Below are 19708 nucleotides of genomic sequence, written 5' to 3' on the forward strand. Positions count from 1 at the left end.
CCCACCGGGCCGGCATCGTCAGACAGCGGGGTACGCGTGGGTCTCCGCCGCCTTGACCGCGGCCCAGACCGGCTGCCCGGGAGCCAGCCGAAGCTGGGCGGCGGCGGCCGGCGTGACGTCCGCCGCCACCCCGATCGGCCCGTCCAGTCGCACCCGCAGGTTGTCGCCGTGCCGCTGCACCCCGACCACGGTCGCCGCCCACGTGTTGCGCGGGCTGCCCTCGGGCCGCGACGGGTGCAGGGCCACCGCAGACGGCCGGAAGGCGACGAACGCGTCACCGTCGAGCCGGTCGGCGACGGTGAGGGTCAACCCGTCGGCCACCCGGACGCGGTGCCCCCGCGCGCGCCCCCGGTGCAGGTTCAGCCCGACCAGCCGGGCCACGTAGTCGGTGCGCGGGCGCGTGGTGACGGTCGCGGCGTCCCCCTCCTGCACCACCCGCCCCTCCTCGACGATCACCAGCCGGTCGGCCAGCACCAGGGCGTCCAACGGGTCGTGGGTCACCAGCAGGGTGGCCCCCGCGTGCGCGGCGAGGTGCCGGTGCAGCTCGGCCCGGGTGTCCAGCCGCGTGCGCGCGTCGAGCGCGGCGAGCGGCTCGTCCAGCAGCAGCAGCGCGGGCGCGACCGCGAGCGCGCGGGCCAGCGCGACCCGCTGCGCCTGCCCGCCGGAGAGCTGCCGGGGCCGGCGGTGGGCGTGCGCGGCCAGGCCGACGCGGTCCAGCCAGGCGCGCGCGGTCTCCCGGGCGGCGCGCCGGTCGGCCCCGTGCCGCCGCGGCCCGAACGCCACGTTGTCCAGCGCGCTGAGGTGGGGGAAGAGCAGGTAGTCCTGGAACACCACGCCGACCGGTCGGCGCTCGGTCGGCGTCCAGGCGCGCCCCGGCCGGTCCAGGTCGACGCCGTCGAGGGTGAGGTGGCCGGCGGTCAGCGGGAGCAGCCCGGCCAGCGCGCGCAGCGCCGTCGTCTTGCCCGCCCCGTTGGGGCCGAGCAGCGCGACGACCTCGCCGGCGGCGACCCGCAACGGCACGTCGAGGCGGAACCCGCCCCGGTCGACGACGAGGTGGGCGTCGAGCAGGGGCGCGCTCACGGGCTGGTGATCCAGCGGTCGCGCAGCCCCGCCAGGATGGCGACCGAGACGGTGAGCAGGACGAGGCTGAGCACCACGGCGGCCTGCACGTCCGTCTCCAGCGCCAGGTAGACCGCCAGCGGCATGGTCTGCGTCCGGCCGGGATAGTTGCCGGCGAAGGTGATGGTGGCGCCGAACTCGCCGAGCGCCCGGGCCCAGCACAGCACCGCGCCGGCGGCCAGGCCGGGCGCCACCAGGGGCAGGGTGACGTGGGTGAACGTCGTCCACCGACCGGCGCCGAGCGTCGCCGCCGCCTCCTCGTACCGGTGGTCCGCGCCGCGCAGCGCGCCCTCCACGGCGATCACGAGGAACGGCATCGCCACGAACGCCTCCGCCAGCACCACGCCGGTGGTGCTGAACGGCAGGGTGATTCCGAACGTCGTGTCGAGCCACCCACCGAGCAGGCCCCGCCGGCCGAAGACCAGCAGCAGCGCCACCCCGCCGACCACGGGTGGCAGCACCAGCGGCACGGTGACCAGGGCGCGCACCAGGCGGCGGCCGGGGAACTCGACGCGGGCCAGCAGCCATGCCAGCGGCACCCCGAGCAGCAGGCAGAGCAGCGTGGCGAGGGTGGCGGTCAGCAGGGACAGCCGCAGCGCGGTGAGCACGCCCGGCTCGGTCAGCCGCTGCGGCAGGGTGGCCCAGGGCGTACGGGCCAGCAGGCCGACCAGCGGCAGGACGAGGAACACCAGGCCGAGCACGGCCGGCAGCAGCAGCGCGACGGGCACCCCGGCGCCCCGCCGCCTCCCACGCGCGCCGTCCGTACGCCTCACGGGGCCTGGAACCCGGCCTCGGTGAGCACCGCCCGGCCCCGCTCCCCTCGGACGTACGCGACGAACGCCCGACCGCCGGCCGGATTCGGCGCGTCCCGCAGCGCCACGATCGGGTAGTCGTTGACGGCGTGGGCCGACTCGGGGAACTCGACGGCCGTCACGTCGGCCGCGGCGGCCAGCGCGTCCGTGCGGTAGACGAGGGCCGCGTCGACCTCGCCCAGCCGCACCTTGGCCAGCGCGCCCCGGACGTCCTGCTCCAGGGTGACGGGGGTGAGGCTGACCGAGGCGGCGTCGAGCGCCGTGCGCGCCGCCGCGCCGCAGGGCACCTGCTCGGCGCAGAGCGCGACGGTCAGCCCCGGGCGGGTCAGGTCGGCCAGCCCGGCGACGCCCCGCGGGTTGCCCCTCGGCACGGCGACGACGAGCTGGTTGCGCACGAAGACGACCGGATCGCCGTCGGCGTTGCCGGCCCCGGTGACCGTGGCCATGTTCCGCGTCGCCGCCGAGGCGAACACGTCGGCCGGCGCGCCCTGGTTGACCTGGGCGGCCAGCGCCGAGCTGCCCGCGAAGTTGAAGACCACGCTCGTGCCCGGGTGGGTCGCCTCGAAGTCCCGGCCGAGCCGGGTGAACGACTCGGTCAGCGAGGCCGCGGCGAACACGGTCACCGTGCCGCCGACGCCTGTGCCGCCGGCGGCGGAGCCCCCGCCGCCGCAGCCGGCCAGGACGGCGAGGGCGAGGACCGCGGCCACCGTGCGCAGCCGGCCCCGGCGCCCGCGCCCCGGTCGGGGACCCGCCCTCACGATCCCTGCCTCCCCCGGACGGCGGCCGGCGGGGTGGCCCGTTCCACCACCACCGTGGTCGACTTGATCACCGCGACGGCCAGCGAGCCGACCCGCAGGTCCAGCTCGTCGACGGCCTCCCGGCTCATCAGCGAGACGATCCGGAACGGCCCGGCCTGGATGTCGACCTGCGCCATGACCGTGTCCTTGACGACGTTGACCACGATGCCGCGCAGCCGGTTGCGGGCCGAGGAGGCGTCCGACCGCTCGTCGGGGTCGGCTGCCTGCCCGCGCGCGAACGCGGCGAGGTCGACTCCGTCGATCACCCGGTGCCCGTGCTCGTCGCGGCCGGCGATGAGCCGGCCGGCGTCGACCCAGCGGCGCACGGTGTCGGCGCTGACCCCGAGCAGCTCGGCGGCCTCGCCGATGCGGAACGGCGTCACCGGCCCACCCTAGCCCCCGGCAGGTGCGAGGCCGAAAACGCGCCTGCCCTCGCGGATGCTGCTGCCCTGGACGTCGGCCCTGGCAGCCGAGAGGGGATCGGCCGGCGAGTGGCCGCCGGCGGGCGGACGACAGCCCCACGGCCGGGGCGGCCAGCGACACGGGCCGTACGGCCGGCGCGCGGTGTGGGTACGGAGCACGACGGAGGGCTCGGCGCGGGCGGCGACCGGGAGGCCGCGGTGGGTCAGGACGACGGGACCGGCGGCGGCGGGCCAGGGCCGCCGCTGAGCGGTTGAGCGGCAGGCGGGTGGTCGTCAGTCCCGCCGCGCGGTGCGGCCCTTGAGGCGGCGGCCCAACTCCCGGGCGATCTCCCGCTCGGCGTCCCGCTCGGCCAGCGCCTGCCGCTTGTCGTACGACTTCCTGCCCTTGGCCAGGGCGAGTTCGACCTTCGCCCAGCCGCCCGCGAAGTACATCGACAGCGGCACCAGGGTCAGGCCGCCCTCGCGGGTCTTCTCCAGGATCCGGGCGATCTCCACCCGGCGCAGCAGCAGCTTGCGGGTCCGTCGCGGCGCGTGGTTGGTCCAGCTGCCGAAGCCGTACTCGGCGATGTGCAGCCCGTGCAGCATGAGTTCGCCGTCGTGTTCCTGGGCGAACGCGTCGACCAGCGACGCCCGCCCCTCGCGCAGCGACTTGACCTCGGTGCCGGCCAGCACGATGCCCGCCTCGTAGGTCTTGAGGATCGTGTAGTCGTGCCGCGCCTTCTTGTTCGAGGCGATCAGCTTGCGCTCGGTCTGCCGGGCCGGGTTCACCCCGTGGAGGATATCCGCCCGGCGGTCGTGACCCCGGCCCCCGGTCCCCGGCTCAGAGCCCGCGGGCCGCCTCGGCCAGGCCGGCGAGCAGCCGGGCGACCGCGGGCGGGCGGTGCCGGCCGGCGGCGGTGGCCGCGTACACCCGGCGGGCCGGCGCGTCGTCGGCGTGCAGGCGCAGCAGGGCCAGGTCGGCCGGGGCGGCCCGGATCGCCAGCGCCGGGACCAGCGCCACCCCGAGGCCGGCCGCCACGCAGCCCAGCTTGCCGGTCCAGTCGGCGGCGACGATGTCCACCCGGGGCCGGAAGCCGGGCGGCATGGTGGCGCGCATCAACGGGTCCTCGCCGCCGGGCGACCCGGCGATGAACGGGTCGTCGGCCAGTTCCGCCAGGCGTACCGTGCGGCGCCGGGCCAGCGGGTGCTCCCGGGCCACCGCGACCAGCAGGTGCTCGTCGAGCAGGTGGTGCAGGTCGAAGCGCCCGGCGTCCAGCGGCCGGTCGGGCGGCGTGCTCACCACGGCGATGTCGGCGTCGCCGGCGAGCAGTCGCTCCAGCAGGTCCGGCGTCCGCCCCTCCACCACCGACAGGGCCACCCGCGGGTGCGCGCCCCGGAAACCGGCCAGCGCGCGTGGCACGAGGGCCGCCATCGCGGTCGGGAACGCGCCCACCCGCAGTCGGCCGCCGCCCAGCCCGCGCAGGGCGTCGAGGTCCCGGTGCGCGGTGGCCAGCCGCTCCAGCACCGCGTCGGCGTGCGGCAACAGGCACCGCCCCGGCTCGGTCAGCGCGACGCCGCGCGGGAGACGGTCGAACAGCACCACACCCAGGTCGGCCTCCAGCGCCGCGATCTGCCGCGAGACCGCCGACTGGGTGTAGCGCAGCTCGCGGGCGGCGGCCGTGATCGACCCGTGGCGGGCCACCGTGCGGAACACCTCGAGGGCCAGCGGTTGCACCCGCCGAGCGTACGCCAAGCCATGCGCTCAGAGCATGGCTGACATAGCAAAGATTCGTTTGTCGCATGACGCCGCCCTGCCTACGGTTTCCGGCATGACGAAGATCGCCGTACTCGGCGCCGGGCGGATGGGGGCGTCGATCGCCCTGCGCCTGCTCGACGCCGGTCACCACGTGACGGTGTGGAACCGCACCGCCGCCCGCGCCGCCCCGCTCGGGCGGGCCGGGGCGGCGGTGGCCCGCACGCCGGCCGAGGCCGTCCGCACCGCCGAGATCGCCATCACGATGCTGACCGATGCCGCCGCGGTCGACGCGGTGCTGTTCGGCCCCGACGGCGCCGCCCCGGCCCTGCCGGCCGGCGCCTGCCTGGTCGACATGTCCACCATCGGCCCGGCCGCCGTCGGCGACCTGGCGGCACGGCTGCCCGGCACGGTCGACCTCGTCGACGCGCCGGTGGGCGGAAGCGTGGCCGCCGCCCGGGCCGGCCGGCTCCGCGTGTTCGCCGGCGGCACCCACGTCGCCGTCGCCCGCGTCGCCCAGGTCCTGGCGGCGCTCGGCACCGTGCGGCACTGCGGGGGCACGGGCAGCGGGGCCGCCCTGAAGCTCGTGCTCAACACGGCGCTGCTCGTGGCGATGGGCGGGCTGGCCGACACCCTCGCGGTCGCCCGCGCCGTCGGCGTCGACCCGGCAGCCGCCCTCGACGCGCTGACCGGCGGCCCGCTGGGCGGTGTGCTCGAGCGGGCCGCCGCCCGGGACGCCGACTTCCCGGTCGCGCTCGCCGGCAAGGACCTCGACCTGGCCCGCGAGGCGCTCGGCCCCGCCGCGGCCCCGCTGGTCCGGGCGACCCGGACCGTGCTGGCCGCCGCCCCCGACCCGACCACCGACATCGCCACCCTCGTGACCCTGGAGCGCTCGTGAACCTGACCCTCGACAACCCGCCCACCGTCGCCGCGCCGTTCGGCGACCGGTTCGCCCACGTGGCCCGCCTCGACCTGCCCGGCGGCGCCCTGCTCGTGCTCGCCGGTCAGGTGGCCGTCGACGACGACGGTCACCTGGTCGGGCCCGGCGACGTCGTCGCGCAGTCCGAACGGATCTTCGAGATCGTTGACGGGGTGCTCGCCGCCCACGGCGCCGGGCTGGCGGACGTGCTGCACATCCGGACGTTCATGACCGACCTCGGCGACCTGCCGGGGTACGCCTCGGTCCGGCGCCGGCTGTTCACCGCCACGCCCCCGCCCGCCAGCACGACCGTGGAGGTCAACCGGCTCTTCCTGCCCGGCGCGCTGATCGAGGTGGAGGTGACCGCCGCGGCGACACGCCGTTAGCACGCTCGTTCGACACGCCGGTCACCGGGAGACAGTGTCCGATTGCGGGCAGTAGTCTCGGGCGGTCCTCGCCGGTCGGACGCGTCACGGCCACCCCGCCCGGCGGGGACGTCCGCCGATCGCCGTGCCCGAGGAGCGTTCCGTGGAGTCGATGACCCGCCAGCGCCAGCCGTCCGGGGAGGACGACCACCCGGACGACGACGGCGCCACCGCGCTCCTGCCGGAGCTGGAGGACGCGGAGTGGATGCACCACGCGCGCGAGTTCGCCCACACCAGCTTCTGGGCCGTCGCCCGCCGGCTGCCCCGGCTGGTCCGGGAGGCGGTCGCGCTGGCCTGGGCCACCAGCCGCCGGGACACCGTCGCCTCCATCGGCCTGAACGTCGCCGCCGGGGTGATGACCACCTTCGGGCTGCTCGCCACGACCGGCGTGCTGCGGGCGCTGTTCGCCGCCGGGCCCACCCCGGACCGCGTCCGCGCCGCCCTGCCGGCGCTGACCGTGGCGGCGGCGGCCGTGGCGGCCAAGGGCGGGCTGACGATCGCGGCCGGCTGGGCGCAGGCCCGGCTGACCCCGCAGATCAACTACGCGGTCGAGCTGCGGCTCTTCGAGGCCACCACGGCGGTGGAACTGGCCGCGTTCGACGACGCCGGGTTCGCCGAGGAGATGGACCGGGCCCGGGACCGGGGCATGGGCGAGGCGGCCTACATCGTCGACCACACCGTCAACCTCGTCACCGGCGTGGTGGGGATGCTCGCCACCGCCGTGGCGGTGACGGTGATCCAGCCGGTGCTGCTGCCCTGCCTGCTCCTCGCGGCCGTGCCGCAGGCGGCCACCGCGGTGCGGATCGCCCGCCGGCAGTACCTGGCCATGCTGGCCCGGATCACCCGGCGGCGGCGGATGTGGATGCTGGCCCGGCTGATGGCCAACCGGCACACCGCCGCCGAGGTCCGGGCCTATCAGATGCGCGACTTCCTGCTCGCCGAGTACCGCGCCATGATGGCCGTCGAGACCCGCGCCCACCTGCGCCTGGTCCGCGCGCAGACCAGCACCCGGGTGGTCGGCGCGTCCGTCGCCGGTCTCGCCACCTTCGGCGTCTACGCGGTGCTCGGCGCGCTGCTGCTGGGCGGGATGGTGGCGCTCGCCGCCGCCGCGACCGCGTTGTTCGCCCTGCAGTCCGCCCGCTCCAGCCTCGGCGTCGCGGTCCTCGCCACCAACTCGCTCTACGAGGACGCCCTCTACTACCAGGACTACCGCGACTTCCTCGACCGGGCCCGGTCGCGCGTCCCGACGGGCGGCGGGCGGGCGGTCGACGGGTTCGACGTGATCGAGCTCGACCGGGTGAGCCTGCGCTATCCGGACACCGAGCGGCCCGCCGTCGACGAGGTCAGCCTCACCGTGCGGCGCGGCCAGGTCATCGCCCTGGTCGGCGAGAACGGCTCCGGCAAGACGACCCTGGCCAAGCTCGTCGCCGGGCTCTACCGGCCGACCGGCGGCGCCGTCCGCTGGGACGGCGTGGACGTCCGCGAGCTGGATCCCCGGGCCACCGGTGGGCACGTGGCGGTGATGACGCAGGACTGGTGGAAGTTCCCGTTCACCGCCCGGCAGAACATCCGCGTCGGGCGGCACGACCGGTCGCCCGAGCGGGCGGGGCCCAGCGTGCACGACGCCGCGCGGGCGGCGGCCGCGCACGACATGATCGCCGAGCTGCCCTTCGGCTACGACACCCTGCTCGACCGCGAGTTCAAGGACGGCCAGGACCTCTCCGGCGGGCAGTGGCAGCGGCTCGTGGCGGCCCGCGGCCTCTACCGGGACGCCGCCCTGCTGATCTGCGACGAGCCGTCGGCGGCCCTGGACGCGCGCGCCGAGCACGCGCTCTTCCGGCACCTGCGCCGCCGTCCCGACCGGGCCGTCGTGCTGATCACCCACCGGCTGGCCAATGTCCGGCACGCCGACCAGATCTTCGTGATGGAGCACGGGCGGCTGGTCCAGCAGGGCACCCACGACGAGCTGATGTCGGCCGACGGCCTCTACCGGGAGCTGTTCGACCTGCAGGCCAGCGGCTACCTCGCCCGGTCCCCGGCGGCCGACGACGCCGTGCCCCGCTGACCCGCAACCGTGTCGCTGGTCCGCCGTGCCGCGCTGGTCCGCGGTCGTGCGCCGCCGACCGGCCACCCGTGCGTGGCCGGGCGGTCCGGTGTTGACTTCCAGCGCACTCGAACTCCTAGCGTGGCCCGCACGCCCGGCGGATCGACGCGGGGCGTGGCGAACACGAGGAGCACGAACATGCACTACCGCGTCCTGGGCGGCACCGGCATCGAGGTGAGCGTCCACGCGCTCGGCACGATGATGTTCGGCGCCGTCGGCAACCCCGACCACGACGACTGCGTACGGATCATCCACGCCGCCCTGGACCGCGGCATCAACCTGGTCGACACCGCCGACATGTACTCGGCCGGCGAGAGCGAACGCATCGTCGGCCGGGCGCTGCGGGGCCGCCGGGACGACGTCGTGCTCGCCACCAAGGTGCACTTCCCGATGGGGGAGGGGCGCAACCGCAGCGGCAACTCCCGACGCTGGATCATGCGCGCCGTCGAGGACAGCCTCCGCCGGCTCGACACCGACTGGATCGACCTCTACCAGGTGCACCGCCCCGACCACACCACCGACATCGAGGAGACCCTCGGCGTCCTGAGTGACCTCGTCCGGGCCGGCAAGATCCGGGCCTTCGGCTGCTCCACGTTCCCTGCGGAGGAGATCGTCGAGGCGCAGCACGTCGCCGAGCGGCGGGGCCTCGGGCGGTTCCGCACCGAGCAGCCGCCGTACTCGATCCTCGCCCGGGGCATCGAGGCCGACGTGCTCCCGGTCTGCCAGCGCTACGGCATGGGGGTGCTGGTCTGGAGCCCGCTCGCGTCGGGTTTCCTGTCCGGCCGCTACCGCGACGGCCGCCCGGTCGACCTGACCGCCGGCCGGCCGGCGCTGACCCCGGCGCGGTTCGACCCGTCGGCCCCCGGCAACGCCGCCAAGTACCAGGCGGTCGAGCGGCTGGTCGAGCTGGCCGGGGACGTCGGCTGCTCGTTGCCGGAGCTGGCCGTGGCGTTCACGGTGGCCCACCCGGGGGTCACCTCCGCGATCCTCGGGCCGCGGACGATGGCGCAGCTCGACGGCCTGCTCGCGGGCGCGGCGCTGACCCTGGACGACGCCACGCTCGACCGGATCGACGAGATCGTCCCGCCCGGCACCGACCTGTACGCCCCGGACGGCGCGTGGCGCCCGCCGGTGCTGACCGACCCGACCCTCCGTCGCCGCCTGCCGGCCGATCGGCCCGCCGCGTGAGCGCGGGCGTCGGCGGCACGGCCGCCTGACCGGGAAGTCCGGCCGCACCCCGATCGCGTGATCGGCGGGGTGCGGCCGCCCGGCTCGGCGTGGTCCCGGCCGCCGGGCCACGGGAGTCGCGGGGTGTGGCCGTCCGACGGCGGGGATCGGTCCGGCTGCGACGGTCGGGCCGGACGGATCGGCGGCGCGCGGCCGACCACCGTCGGCGGGCCGGTCGAATCGGATGGCGCGGACCGTGCTCCGGGAGGCAGACTCCGGGTGTGGATCACCGGGCGATGGTGGGGCTGAGCAAGCGGATGTCCCTGGCGTTGCGGCACGAGCCCGCCCGGTTCGGCCTCGTGCCCGACCGGGCCGGCTGGGTGCCGGTCGACGACCTGCTCGCCGCGCTGCGGATCGACCGCGCCGACCTCGACGCCGTGGTGGCGGGCAACGACAAGCAGCGCTTCGCCGTCGAACGCGGCCCCGACGGCGTCGAGCGGATCCGGGCGAACCAGGGCCACTCCATCCCGGTCGACCTGGGGCTCACGCCCTGCCCGCCGCCGGCCCGGCTCTACCACGGCACCAGCGGCGCCGCCCTCGACTCCATCCGGGCCACCGGCCTGCACCGGGGCGGCCGGCACCACGTCCACCTGTCGCCGGACGTGGCGACCGCCCGGCAGGTGGGCGCCCGCCGGCGGGGAGAGGTGGTGATCCTGACCGTGGACGCGGCGGCGATGGCGCGCGACGGGCATGCCTTCTACCGCAGCGCCAACGGCGTCTGGCTCACCGACGCGGTGCCCGCGCGCTACCTCGCGGTCTGAGCGACCGGACCGGCCCGCCGGCCACCTCGCGGTCCGGGCGACCGGGCTCAGCTTGCCGCCATCTCGCGGTTGGGTCCGGCCCGCCGCCACCTCGCGGTCCGGGCGACGGACTCAGGCGGCCCGCTGGGCGAGGAAGTCGGCGAGCACCCGGGTGTGGGTGGAGAAGGCCAGCTCCGTCGGCTCGGTGAGCACCAGCCACTCGGTCGCCTCCTCGGTGGGTGCCGAGGGCGGCAGCGCGTCGGCCCGCTGCTCGGGCAGCTCGCCGAAGACCATCATCGTGCCGCCGGCCGGGGCGCTGTGTACCGCGAAGAGCCGGGCGTCGGCCGCGTCGGCGCGCAGGCCGGTCTCCTCCCACAGCTCCCGCACCAGGGCGTCCTGCCACTCCTCGCCGTACTCGATGAAGCCGCCCGGCAGCGCGAGCAGGCCGCGCGCCGGCTCGATGTCCCGGCGGACGACGACCACGCCGAGGCCGGCGTCCGTGCGGACCGGCAGCACCGCCACCGCGACGGGCAGCGGGTTGCGCCACACGGTCTCCCCGCAGGACGCGCAGACCCGCGGCCACCCGGCCGCCGCCGGGTACGCCGTGCCGCAGAACGAGCAGTGGGAGTACGCGACGGCCGTCATGCCGCAGCACGTTACCCGCCCGGCCCGGGGGCCGCCCGGCCGTGCGGCGGCGGCCAGCCGTCACGGACCGCCTGCGCGGAGCCTGTCGCGCGCGTCCATCAGGGCGAAGCCGAGCAGGTTCGCGCCGGGCCATGCCCGCGGATCCTCCGCACGGGGGTCGTCGGCAGCCAGACCGATGCCCCAGACGCGATCCACCGGGCTGGCCTCCACGAGCACCCGCCGGCCGGTGGCCAGCAGGAACGCCCGCAGCTCGTCGTGCTGGCCGAACTTGGCGACGCTGCCCGCCACCACGATGTCGTAGCGCCGGGCCGCCCAGGTCGCCTCGTCGAAACCACGCACGTGGCGGCCGAGCGCCTTGGCGCGGTGCGGGTGCCCGGCCGCGAGGATCTGCCCGGCGATGTCCGGGTCGCCGAACAGCATCGCCTTGTGCCACATCATCCAGTGCTCGGCGGTGGCGTACGTCCGGCCGCCGTCGCGGAACGGCGCCGGCCACCACTGGCTCAGGCAGCCGGGCCCGACGCTGCCGTCGCGGCGCGGCCGGTGGCCCCAGAAATGCAGGTAGCGGACCTTCTCGCCGGCGCCGACGGCGGCGACGAGATCGGCGACGGATCGCGGCGACATACCGCAGAGTCTGCCCGAGGGCTCCGACAGGACGCCGCACGTTTTCCGGGCGGCGGCGCGGTCGGGGCGATCACCGCTCCGCGTCGCGGTCGGCCGCGTCGCCGTCGGTGGTGTCGCGGTCGGCCGTGTCGCGGTCCGTCGCGTCGCCGGGCCGCCCGCGCCGCCGCCGTTCCCGCATTCCCCGGGCGAGCTCGGTCGCGAGGGCCTGCAGGGGCGGCGTCCAGAACTGGCGGAAGTGGTCGAGCCACTGGTCGATCTCCCGCAGGGGCCCGGGGTCGACGGCGTAGAGCCGCCGGGTCCCCTCCGCACGCACCGTGGCGAAGCCGTTGTCCCGCAACACCTTGAGATGCTGCGAGACGGCCGGCTGGGAGATCCCGAACTCGCGCCGGATCACGTCGCACAGCCCGCCGGCGGTCATCTCACCGTCGGTGAGCAGTTCGAGGATGCGGCGCCGCACGGGGTCGCCGAGCACATCGAAGGCGTGCACCGACTATTTATATCAACTTCAACTTAATTAGGCGAGGTCTGATGGACGCCGGGTCGGTGTCGGGCAGGCGACGCCTTCGGTCGTACGCCCGTCCCACCCTCAGCGCGACCGTCCGTGACCGCGCCCGGCGGTCGGCGGGCCCGCCCGTCGGCGATGTCGCACCCGTGGTCCATGATCCTCGTCGTGACGGCGACGCCGGGCCGATCCGGTGGCGCCGGGGTCACGGTGGCGCCGCGTGGCGGCGGACGGGAGGTTCGGACTGTGGCGGACGCGGAACAGGCCGCGTGGAGTCGGCGCAGCATCGCACGGGTGGTGCCGCCCGCGCGCCCGCGCAAGCTGGCCAAGGCGCCCTTCGTGGAGCTGGCCGACGGGCGGTTGCAGGGCGTGGTGTCCAGCGGGTCGGACGTCGAGCGGGTCTACGTGTCCTCGATCGCCTCCGGCACCCACGCCTACCACTGCAGCACCAACAACAACCGCCCCTGCGGCGGGCTGCGCGGTGCCCCGTGCAAGCACCTGCACACCCTGGTGGAGGAGGCCGTCCTCCAGTACGGCGTCGACCGGGTCGCCCGTTACCTGCGGGTCGAGGTCGGCGCCGGGGCGAGCACCGGCGCGGAGCTGCTCGCCGCCCTGGACGCGCGGCACGAGCCGACCCCCGCCGCCGTCGTGTTCAGCCGCTTCCTGCGCCACCTGTCCTACCTGGAACTCCCGGGCAGCTCGGCCCCCCTGCCCGAGCTGCACTGGTTCCCGGCCACCGGGGCGGGCCGCTGATGCTCGGCACGCAGCTCGCCGTCCTGTGCGACGGCGCCCCGAGCGGCCTGACGGACGCCCTCGACCTCGTCGCCGGCCTCGACGACGCCCTCGTCCGCGGGTTCGCCCGCGTCGGCGAGGACGACGCGGCGGCACTGGCCGCGCTGGCCGGCGCGCTCGCCCCCACCCCGCTCGGCGACCGGGTGGCCGAGGCGGTCGGCAAGGTGACCGCCGGCTCGGTGGCGGAGGATCATCTCGTCGCCCTCGCCCTCGCCGGTGCCCGGTGCGCGCTGCTCGGCGCGGCTCACGACGCGCTGCTCGGCCAGCTCGACGCCGCCCTGGGCCGGGCCCGCGCCCCGTGGGCGCCGGGCACGCCCGAGCCGCCGGCCGACGCGCCGCCCCCGCTCGCCGGGGCCCGCGCGTGGCTGCACGAGCTGGCGGTCACGGGGTGGGGCGGCGTCGACCACGAGCTCGTCGCCACGGCGGCGGCGCCGGTCGAGGCCGCTCTCGCCGAGCCCGGCCTGCGCCGGTTGGCGGTGCTGCTCGACGGTCTCGCCGCCGAGCTGCGGGCCTGCGCGCCGGTCGCCACCATGGCGCACCCGCCGGTGCGGCGCTGGGCCGACCTGTGGGCCCGCGGCCTGCTGCTCGCCCAGGACGCGGCGGCCGCGACCGCGCCGCCCGCCGTCGAGGAGGTCTCCGGGCGGCTCCTCGTGCTCGGCGTCGACGTGCACGAGCACGACACCGCCGTGCAGGCGCAGGTGCACGCGATCCTCGAACCGGCCGACGGCGCCGCGCCCCGGCTGGTCCGCGCCACCGTCGGCGCGGTCAAGGTGGAGACGATCGTCGGGCCCGCGTTGTGGCGCCTGCTGGACGCCCACCCCGTGCTCCTGTCGGCGCTGGCCGAACGGCGGAGCCTGGCGGTCACCGGTATGCCGCTGCGCGGCGGCGACCTGCTCTGGCGCGACGACCGGGCGCGGCCCGGCGAGGCCGCCGACCCGTTCGCCACCGCGCGGGTCCTGCTCTCGACGGCCGTCGCGGCGGCGTCGGCACCGCTGGACCGCCACCCGGTGGGGATCGCCGAGCCCGTCCTGCTGGAGGGCTACGACGTGCGCGACGACGACGGCGCCCTCGCCGTCGAGCTCGACGGCCACCGGCTCGCCGTCGCGGTCGACCGGCTGCCGTCCTGCGGCCCGCTCACCGCGGGCCTGGTCGCGGCCTCCTCGGCGTGCCTCGGCCTGCTCCGGTGGGACGACGGCCGGTGGCTGCTCCAGCCGTTGGCGGTGCAGGCAACCGTGAAGCGCAAGCCGGTCGGCGCGCACACCGGCGACTGGGCGTGCGGGGTCACCGACCCGAAGGTCGCCAAGGCCGACGCCAAGGCGGGCGACGCCGTGGCGGTGCTGCGCGAGCGCGCGGGACGGTTGCTGCGCCGATGACCGACTCCCTCGCGCCCGCGGACCGCGCCGACGCCAACCGGCGCCAGGTGCTCTACTGGCGGCTGCTCGCCCGGCTCTTCGACCCCGACGAGCAGCCCGCCCTGGAGTCGGCCAGCATGGCGGTCGTCGACGACCTCGGCCTGCCGGCCGCACTGCTGGACCCGACGGTGTCGGTGGACACCGTCGTCCAGCGCTTCCCGGCCCTCGCCGCCGAGCTTCGCGGCCTGCTCGAACCGGGGCAGGAGGCAGGCGCCGGCCAGCCCGTGGGCGGTGGGCACGGCGCGTCCGCCCGGCCGCCCGGCCCCGCCGCCGCGACCGGCGCCGGGTCCGACGCCGCTCCTGCCGTCACGGCGGACACCGGCCCCGGTGCCCCGGTGGACGCCGACGCCTCCGCCCCGGCGGGGGGCGCCTCCGGCGCCGCCCGGCCGGACGGTGCCGGGGCGGGCCCCGCGCCGGGCGCGGCGGAGGTACGCCGTGCCGCGCTGGTGTCGAAGCTGCTGCTCAACGTGTTCGCCACCGGCCACGGGCCGGTCGACGCCGGCCAGTTGGCCCGGTGGCAGTCCGACGCGGGCTGGTTCGAGCAGGCGCTCGGCCTGGAGCCCGGCGGCCTGCGCCGGCAGGGTGGCGCCGACGGCCTCGGCGGGGTGCTCGCCGGCCTGGAGGGCGACCTCGTCCGCCGCATGCACCTGCGGGAGGTGCTGGCCGACCCGGCGCTGGCCAGCCGGCTGACGCCGAGCATGTCGTTGATCGAGCAGCTGCTGCGGGACAAGGCCAACCTCTCCGGCGTGGCGCTGGCCAACGCCAAGGCGCTGATCCGCCGGTTCGTCGACGAGGTCGCGGAGGTGCTGCGCACGCAGGTCGCGCAGGCCAGCGTCGGCGTCGTCGACCGGTCCGTGCCGCCGAAGCGGGTCTACCGCAACCTCGACCTCGACCGCACCATCTGGCAGAACCTGACCAACTGGAGCCCGGAGGACCAGCGCCTCTACGTCGACCGGCTCTACTACCGGCAGACCGCCCGCCGGGTCACGCCGGCCCGGCTGATCGTGGTGGTGGACCAGTCGGGTTCCATGGTCGACTCGATGGTCAACTGCACCATCCTCGCGTCGATCTTCGCCGGGCTGCCCAAGGTGGACGTGCACCTCATCGCGTACGACACGCGGGCGCTGGACCTCACGCCGTGGGTGCACGACCCGTTCGAGGTGCTGCTGCGCACCAACCTCGGCGGCGGCAACGACGGCCCGGTGGCGATGGCGCTGGCCCGTCCCAAGATCGTCGAGCCGAGGAACACGGTCATGGTGTGGATCTCGGACTTCTACGAGTTCGACCGCTCCCAGCCGCTGTTCGACGGCATCGAGGCGGTGCACCGCTCCGGGGTGCGGTTCATCCCGGTCGGCTCGGTCAACAGCTCCGGCCACCAGAGCGTCAACCCCTGGTTCCGGCAACGCTTCAAGGACCTGGGCACGCCGGTGATCTCCGGCCACATCCGCAAACTCGTCTTCGAGCTCAAGAGCTTCCTCACCTAGGAGAACGAACCCCTCATGTCCGAGATGCTGCGTGCCCCCGCCGAGGTCAAGTACGCCGAGGAACTCGACTTCCTGGAGTCGGTCGACACCGACCCGAAGCCCTTCTCGTGGCGGCTCAGCCCGCGGATGGTCCGATTGTTCATCCTCGGCTCGGAACGGGCCGACGGGCTCGACCGGGAGATCCCGCAGAAGTGGTTCGGCGACCGCACGTTCGTCGAACGCAGCATCGTGACCCTGGCGTCGGACCGGGGCCTGCTGCTGATCGGCGACCCGGGCACCGGTAAGAGCTGGCTCGCCGAGCTGCTGGCCGCCGCGATCTGCCGCAACTCGACGCTGGTGGTGCAGGGCACCGCCGGCACCACCGAGGACCACATCAAGTACTCGTGGAACGTGTCCATGGTGATCGCCAAGGGCCAGTCCCGGGAGTCCATGATCCCGTCGCCGATCATGACGGCGATGGAGCAGGGCGTGATCGGCCGGTTCGAGGAGCTGACCCGCTCCACCAGCGACGTGCAGGACGCGCTGATCTCGATCCTGTCGGAGAAGTACGTCTCCATCCCCGAGCTTGACCACGACAACATCGTCTTCGCCAGGCCCGGCTTCTCGATCATCGCGACCGCGAACAGCCGGGACCGGGGCGTGAACGACCTCTCCTCCGCGCTCAAGCGGCGGTTCAACTTCGTCCGGATCCCCGTGGTGACCAACAAGCGCAGCGAGGCGGAGATCGTCCGCTTCCGCACCGAGGAACTGCTGCGCCGGCACCAGATCGCGCTCGACGTGCCGCCCACCCTGCTGGACATCCTGTTGCAGAGCTTCGCCGACCTGCGCGCCGCCGCCGCCTCGGCGACCAGCGACGACGAGAAGCTGGAGTCGGCGCTGTCCACCGCCGAGCAGATCGGCGTCCTGGAGGACGCCATCCTGCACAGCCAGTTCTTCGGTGACCGCACCCTGCGCCCCGCGACGCTGGCCGGATCGCTGGTGGGCTCGCTGGCCCGGCGCAGCCCGGAGGACCTGGCGATCCTCAACAAGTACCTGCACGGGGTCGTGGAGCCGCGCGCCAAGCAGGACGGCGGCCCCTGGGAGGGCTTCCTCGACGGCGGTCGCCAGGCGATCGCCGCCCTGTCGTGACCGCCCCCGCCGCGGCCGGGCCGTTCGGCGCGTTGCGCGAGCAGCTCACGGCCGCCGCCAGCGCCTTCGCCGACGGCCCGGGTGCCCTCGCCGGCATCCTCGCCGGCATGGTCGACGACGTCGACCGCGCCCTCGGCGAGGAACTGGAGATCTTCCCGGTCTGCCACCACTCGTCGGCCTCGGCGCTGGCCATGGTCCGCCGGCTGCGCGCGAAGCAGCCGAAGGTGATCTACCTGGAGCTCTGCGAGGACCTCCAACCGCTGCTGGCCGAGCTGCGCAACTGCCGTCTTCCGGTGGCGGTGCAGGCGTTCGCCTCCGAGCTGGAGGGCTTCCCGGCCGACTGGGGCCCGCTCAGCGTGGTCGCGCCGATCACCGAGGCCAGCGCCGAATACCAGGCCATCGCGTACGCGCTGGAGACGCCGGGGGTCGAGCTGGTGCTGGTGGACCGCTCCACCGACCACGTCTTCCAGTGGCTGCCCCGCGCCCCCGGTGACGCCGACGAGGCCGCGCCGGGCGGGGACGTCGAGCCCGCCGCGCCGGCGGGGGAGGAGGCGGCCCTGCACGGGGACGCCGTCGGGGTCGAGATCGGCGACCTGCGACCCCGCTTCGCGGAACTCGAGGCGTACCTGCTGCACCACGGCAAGGTCCGGCACTGGTCCGAGTGGTGGGACCAGTACGTCGAGCAGCCGCTGGTCGACGCCGACCACGACACCTACCGGCAGGTGATGGTGCTGATCGGCAGCCTGTTCCGGCGGCTGCGTCCGGCCGGGGCGGAGCGGCAGGACCGCGACGAGGACCGGGAGCGCTACATGTGGACCCGGATCCGGGAGCACCTGGCCGCCTCGGGCGTCGACCCGTCGGAGTGCCTGCACGTCTGCGGGGCGTTCCACGCGGCCAGCCGGGTCGAGCAGTTCGGGGTGCGGGCCGACGCCCCGTACGAGATCACCCCGCGCACCCGCACGCGGTGGCACTACGGGCTGATCCCCTCCAGCCACTCCGCCATCGAGGCGCAGTTCGGGCTCGCGCCCGGGTCGGTGTCGATCGCCGCGGCCACCTGGACGAAGGCGGTCACCGGGTCCGGACTGTCCCCGTTCCGGCTGGAGGGGCAGCGCGGCAACCGCACCCGGGCCGGCCGTCGCCGCGCCGCCCCGGTTCCCGCGCCCGCCGCCCCCGTCGCCGACCGGCTCTCCGGTTACCTCGGGCGGCCCCCGACGGTGCGCGGCCTCGACGAGGCCGAGCTGCGGGGCTGGTGCGTCGACATCGTCCGGCTGGCCCGGCGCAACGGCTACCTGGCCAGCACCGCCGACGCGATCGCCGTCTTCGAGACCTCGATCCTCCTCGCCGGCCTGCGCGACCGGGCCCGCCCCACGCCGTACGACTTCGCCGACGCGGCGGTCACCTGCATCGAGAAGGACGTCGTCCCGGGGCGCCGCGACGTCCGGCGGCTCTGCGAGATCCTCTTCGGCGGCGACCGGATCGGCCAGGTGGGCTACGAGGCCCTGCCGCCGCTGGCCCGCGACGTCCACGACCGGCTCCGCCCGCTCGGGCTCGACCTGGAGAAGCGCACGATCCAGCGGGCGCTGCTGGACCTGCACGTCGACCCCGCGTTGGCGCCCTGCTCCGACCTGCTCTGGCGGCTGCGGCACCTGCTGCCGCGCGACGCGGTGCGACCGATCATGGGCGAGCGCCGGTTGGGGCACCGCTCGATCCAGGAGAGCTGGGACCTGGCCCTCGGCCGCTACCAGCGGGCGCTGATCGAGCTGGGCTACGAGGGCGTCACCGTCGAGCAGGTGCTGGAGCAGCGACTGCGGCGCGCGGTCCGGGGTCCGGGCGCCACGGCCTCGGTCGCCCTGGCGGCGGTCGAGGACGCCGTCCGGCTGCTCGACAGCCCTCGTCTGGTCGACGAGCTGGGCAACCGGGCCGTGGAGCTGCTTGCCGCCGAACGCAGCGTCGACGACGCCCCCGAGGTGCTGCGCCGGATCCGGCGGCTGCTGGCCCACCACCGCGCGACCGGGCCGCTGCCGGCCTGGTGCGAGGCGTTCGTGACCACCGGGTACGCCCACTACTGCACCCTGCTGCCCACGGCGTTCCTCGACGAGGAGAGCGGGGTCCGCCAGGTCGGCGCCATGCTGGGCTTCCTGTTCGGCATGGAGAGCCTGGCGCTCTCCCTGGGCTGCGACCGGTCCCAGCTCGAACTCGCCGTCGCACAGTCCCACCCGGAGGCGCCGGCCAAGGTCGCGCTGCTGTGGGCCGCCCGGCACCAGCTCGGCCTGCTGTCGCTGGCCGAGCTGCGCGGGCGGTGCGCCGAGCTGCTGGGCAATCCGCTGGTGGTGCCCGCCTTCCCGCAGTACCTCAGCGGCTTCGTGCAGGCCCTGGAGCCCGCGCCGGGGCTCGCCCCGTTCGTCGTGGAGGTGATGTCGTCGGCGTTCGCGCGGCTGCCCGACCCGGTCCTGCTGCCCTGGCTGCCGACGCTGATCACCACGCTGCGCGACCACGGCCCGGAACTGGTGCCGCTGCTGGTCCGGGAGGCGGGCCGCACCTTCCCCGGGTCGCTGCCCGCGCTGGACGCCTGGGTGCCGCCGTGGGCGGCGTCGGCGGCCCCGGCGGCCCCGGCGCTCCCCGCCGTCGCGTCCGGGCCGGTGACCGCCCTGCTGTGCGGCCACCCGGAGCCGGTCGACGCCGTCGCCGCGCTGCTGGGCTGCGACGGCGGATGGCGTTCGCCGGACGACGCCGGCACCGCCGTCCCGGCGGGGCTGACCGCGCTGCTGTCCGCCCACCCGGAGACCGCCGGAGCGGTGGCCGCCCTGCTCAGGGCCGGGTCGTGACG

18 protein-coding genes and 2 pseudogenes are annotated in these 19708 nt (G+C 75.8%); 11 read left to right on the forward strand and 9 right to left on the reverse strand.

What is annotated here, in order from left to right; translation table 11 throughout:
• Positions 1-18 precede the first annotated feature (18 nt).
• The 6 genes from ACGF7U_RS20230 to ACGF7U_RS20255 form a co-directional block, all read right to left on the reverse strand.
• On the reverse strand, positions 19-1080 hold the full coding sequence (locus ACGF7U_RS20230; protein ID WP_393108731.1) for an ABC transporter ATP-binding protein: 1062 nt from the start codon (positions 1078-1080) through the stop codon (positions 19-21).
• Positions 1077-1892 carry an ABC transporter permease gene (locus ACGF7U_RS20235; protein ID WP_393108732.1) on the reverse strand — a complete coding sequence of 272 codons (816 nt, stop codon included), beginning with the start codon at positions 1890-1892 and terminating at the stop codon, positions 1077-1079. The genes ACGF7U_RS20230 and ACGF7U_RS20235 overlap by 4 nt, the downstream gene beginning before the upstream one ends.
• The gene (gene modA, locus ACGF7U_RS20240; RefSeq protein ID WP_393109203.1) at positions 1889-2647 is read right to left on the reverse strand and encodes a molybdate ABC transporter substrate-binding protein; all 759 of its coding nucleotides are present in this window, start codon (positions 2645-2647) and stop codon (positions 1889-1891) included. The genes ACGF7U_RS20235 and modA overlap by 4 nt, the downstream gene beginning before the upstream one ends.
• A 38-nt stretch (positions 2648-2685) precedes the next feature.
• Positions 2686-3111: a molybdopterin-binding protein gene (locus ACGF7U_RS20245; RefSeq protein WP_393108734.1), complete on the reverse strand. Its 426-nt coding sequence runs from the start codon at positions 3109-3111 to the stop codon at positions 2686-2688.
• Between the two features lie 312 nt (positions 3112-3423).
• The gene (smpB, locus tag ACGF7U_RS20250; RefSeq protein ID WP_393108736.1) at positions 3424-3918 is read right to left on the reverse strand and encodes an SsrA-binding protein SmpB; all 495 of its coding nucleotides are present in this window, start codon (positions 3916-3918) and stop codon (positions 3424-3426) included.
• Between the two features lie 52 nt (positions 3919-3970).
• Complete coding sequence (locus ACGF7U_RS20255) at positions 3971-4864, reverse strand: LysR family transcriptional regulator (RefSeq protein WP_393108738.1); 894 nt, start codon at positions 4862-4864, stop codon at positions 3971-3973.
• 94 nt (positions 4865-4958) lie between these two features.
• Here ACGF7U_RS20255 and ACGF7U_RS20260 point away from each other — a divergent pair, with 94 nt between their 5' ends.
• From ACGF7U_RS20260 to ACGF7U_RS20280, 5 genes are all read left to right on the forward strand, one after another.
• Positions 4959-5780: an NAD(P)-dependent oxidoreductase gene (locus ACGF7U_RS20260; RefSeq protein WP_393108740.1), complete on the forward strand. Its 822-nt coding sequence runs from the start codon at positions 4959-4961 to the stop codon at positions 5778-5780.
• The gene (locus ACGF7U_RS20265) at positions 5777-6187 is read left to right on the forward strand and encodes a RidA family protein (RefSeq protein WP_393108742.1); all 411 of its coding nucleotides are present in this window, start codon (positions 5777-5779) and stop codon (positions 6185-6187) included. Before ACGF7U_RS20260 ends, ACGF7U_RS20265 begins: the two co-directional genes overlap by 4 nt.
• Positions 6188-6338: 151 nt before the next feature.
• Positions 6339-8291 carry an ABC transporter ATP-binding protein gene (locus ACGF7U_RS20270; RefSeq protein ID WP_393109205.1) on the forward strand — a complete coding sequence of 651 codons (1953 nt, stop codon included), beginning with the start codon at positions 6339-6341 and terminating at the stop codon, positions 8289-8291.
• A gap of 177 nt (positions 8292-8468) precedes the next feature.
• On the forward strand, positions 8469-9518 hold the full coding sequence (locus tag ACGF7U_RS20275; RefSeq protein ID WP_393108744.1) for an aldo/keto reductase: 1050 nt from the start codon (positions 8469-8471) through the stop codon (positions 9516-9518).
• Positions 9519-9778: 260 nt separating this feature from the next.
• A complete protein-coding gene (locus ACGF7U_RS20280; RefSeq protein ID WP_393108746.1) occupies positions 9779-10318 on the forward strand; it encodes an RNA 2'-phosphotransferase in 540 nt (179 codons plus the stop codon).
• 111 nt (positions 10319-10429) lie between these two features.
• On the opposite strand, the gene ACGF7U_RS20285 is transcribed toward ACGF7U_RS20280, so the two are convergent.
• The 3 genes from ACGF7U_RS20285 to ACGF7U_RS20295 form a co-directional block, all read right to left on the reverse strand.
• Positions 10430-10942 (reverse strand): NUDIX domain-containing protein, encoded by a 513-nt coding sequence (locus tag ACGF7U_RS20285; RefSeq protein WP_393108748.1) that lies wholly within the window; start codon positions 10940-10942, stop codon positions 10430-10432.
• A 60-nt stretch (positions 10943-11002) separates the two neighbouring features.
• On the reverse strand, positions 11003-11563 hold the full coding sequence (locus ACGF7U_RS20290) for an NADAR family protein (RefSeq protein WP_393108750.1): 561 nt from the start codon (positions 11561-11563) through the stop codon (positions 11003-11005).
• A 70-nt stretch (positions 11564-11633) separates the two neighbouring features.
• On the reverse strand, positions 11634-12050 hold the full coding sequence (locus tag ACGF7U_RS20295) for an ArsR/SmtB family transcription factor (RefSeq protein WP_393108752.1): 417 nt from the start codon (positions 12048-12050) through the stop codon (positions 11634-11636).
• Between the two features lie 300 nt (positions 12051-12350).
• Here ACGF7U_RS20295 and ACGF7U_RS20300 point away from each other — a divergent pair, with 300 nt between their 5' ends.
• The 6 genes and pseudogenes from ACGF7U_RS20300 (at position 12351) to ACGF7U_RS20325 (ending at position 19706) form a co-directional block, all read left to right on the forward strand.
• Positions 12351-12818: a hypothetical protein gene (locus ACGF7U_RS20300; protein WP_393109207.1), complete on the forward strand. Its 468-nt coding sequence runs from the start codon at positions 12351-12353 to the stop codon at positions 12816-12818.
• Positions 12818-14230, forward strand: coding sequence for a hypothetical protein (locus ACGF7U_RS20305; protein ID WP_393108754.1), 1413 nt, complete (start codon positions 12818-12820; stop codon positions 14228-14230). Before ACGF7U_RS20300 ends, ACGF7U_RS20305 begins: the two co-directional genes overlap by 1 nt.
• A pseudogene (locus tag ACGF7U_RS20310) lies at positions 14227-14460 on the forward strand (VWA containing CoxE family protein); the annotation flags it as partial. The gene ACGF7U_RS20305 and the pseudogene ACGF7U_RS20310, both read left to right, overlap by 4 nt.
• Positions 14461-14583: 123 nt before the next feature.
• Positions 14584-15753: pseudogene (locus ACGF7U_RS20315) on the forward strand (VWA domain-containing protein); the annotation flags it as partial.
• A gap of 15 nt (positions 15754-15768) precedes the next feature.
• Complete coding sequence (locus ACGF7U_RS20320; protein ID WP_393108756.1) at positions 15769-16881, forward strand: AAA family ATPase; 1113 nt, start codon at positions 15769-15771, stop codon at positions 16879-16881.
• Positions 16878-19706 (forward strand): hypothetical protein, encoded by a 2829-nt coding sequence (locus ACGF7U_RS20325; RefSeq protein WP_393108758.1) that lies wholly within the window; start codon positions 16878-16880, stop codon positions 19704-19706. Before ACGF7U_RS20320 ends, ACGF7U_RS20325 begins: the two co-directional genes overlap by 4 nt.
• Positions 19707-19708 lie beyond the last annotated feature (2 nt).

This window comes from Micromonospora sp. NPDC047670, from assembly GCF_043204915.1.
Taxonomy (GTDB): Bacteria; Actinomycetota; Actinomycetes; order Mycobacteriales; family Micromonosporaceae; genus Micromonospora.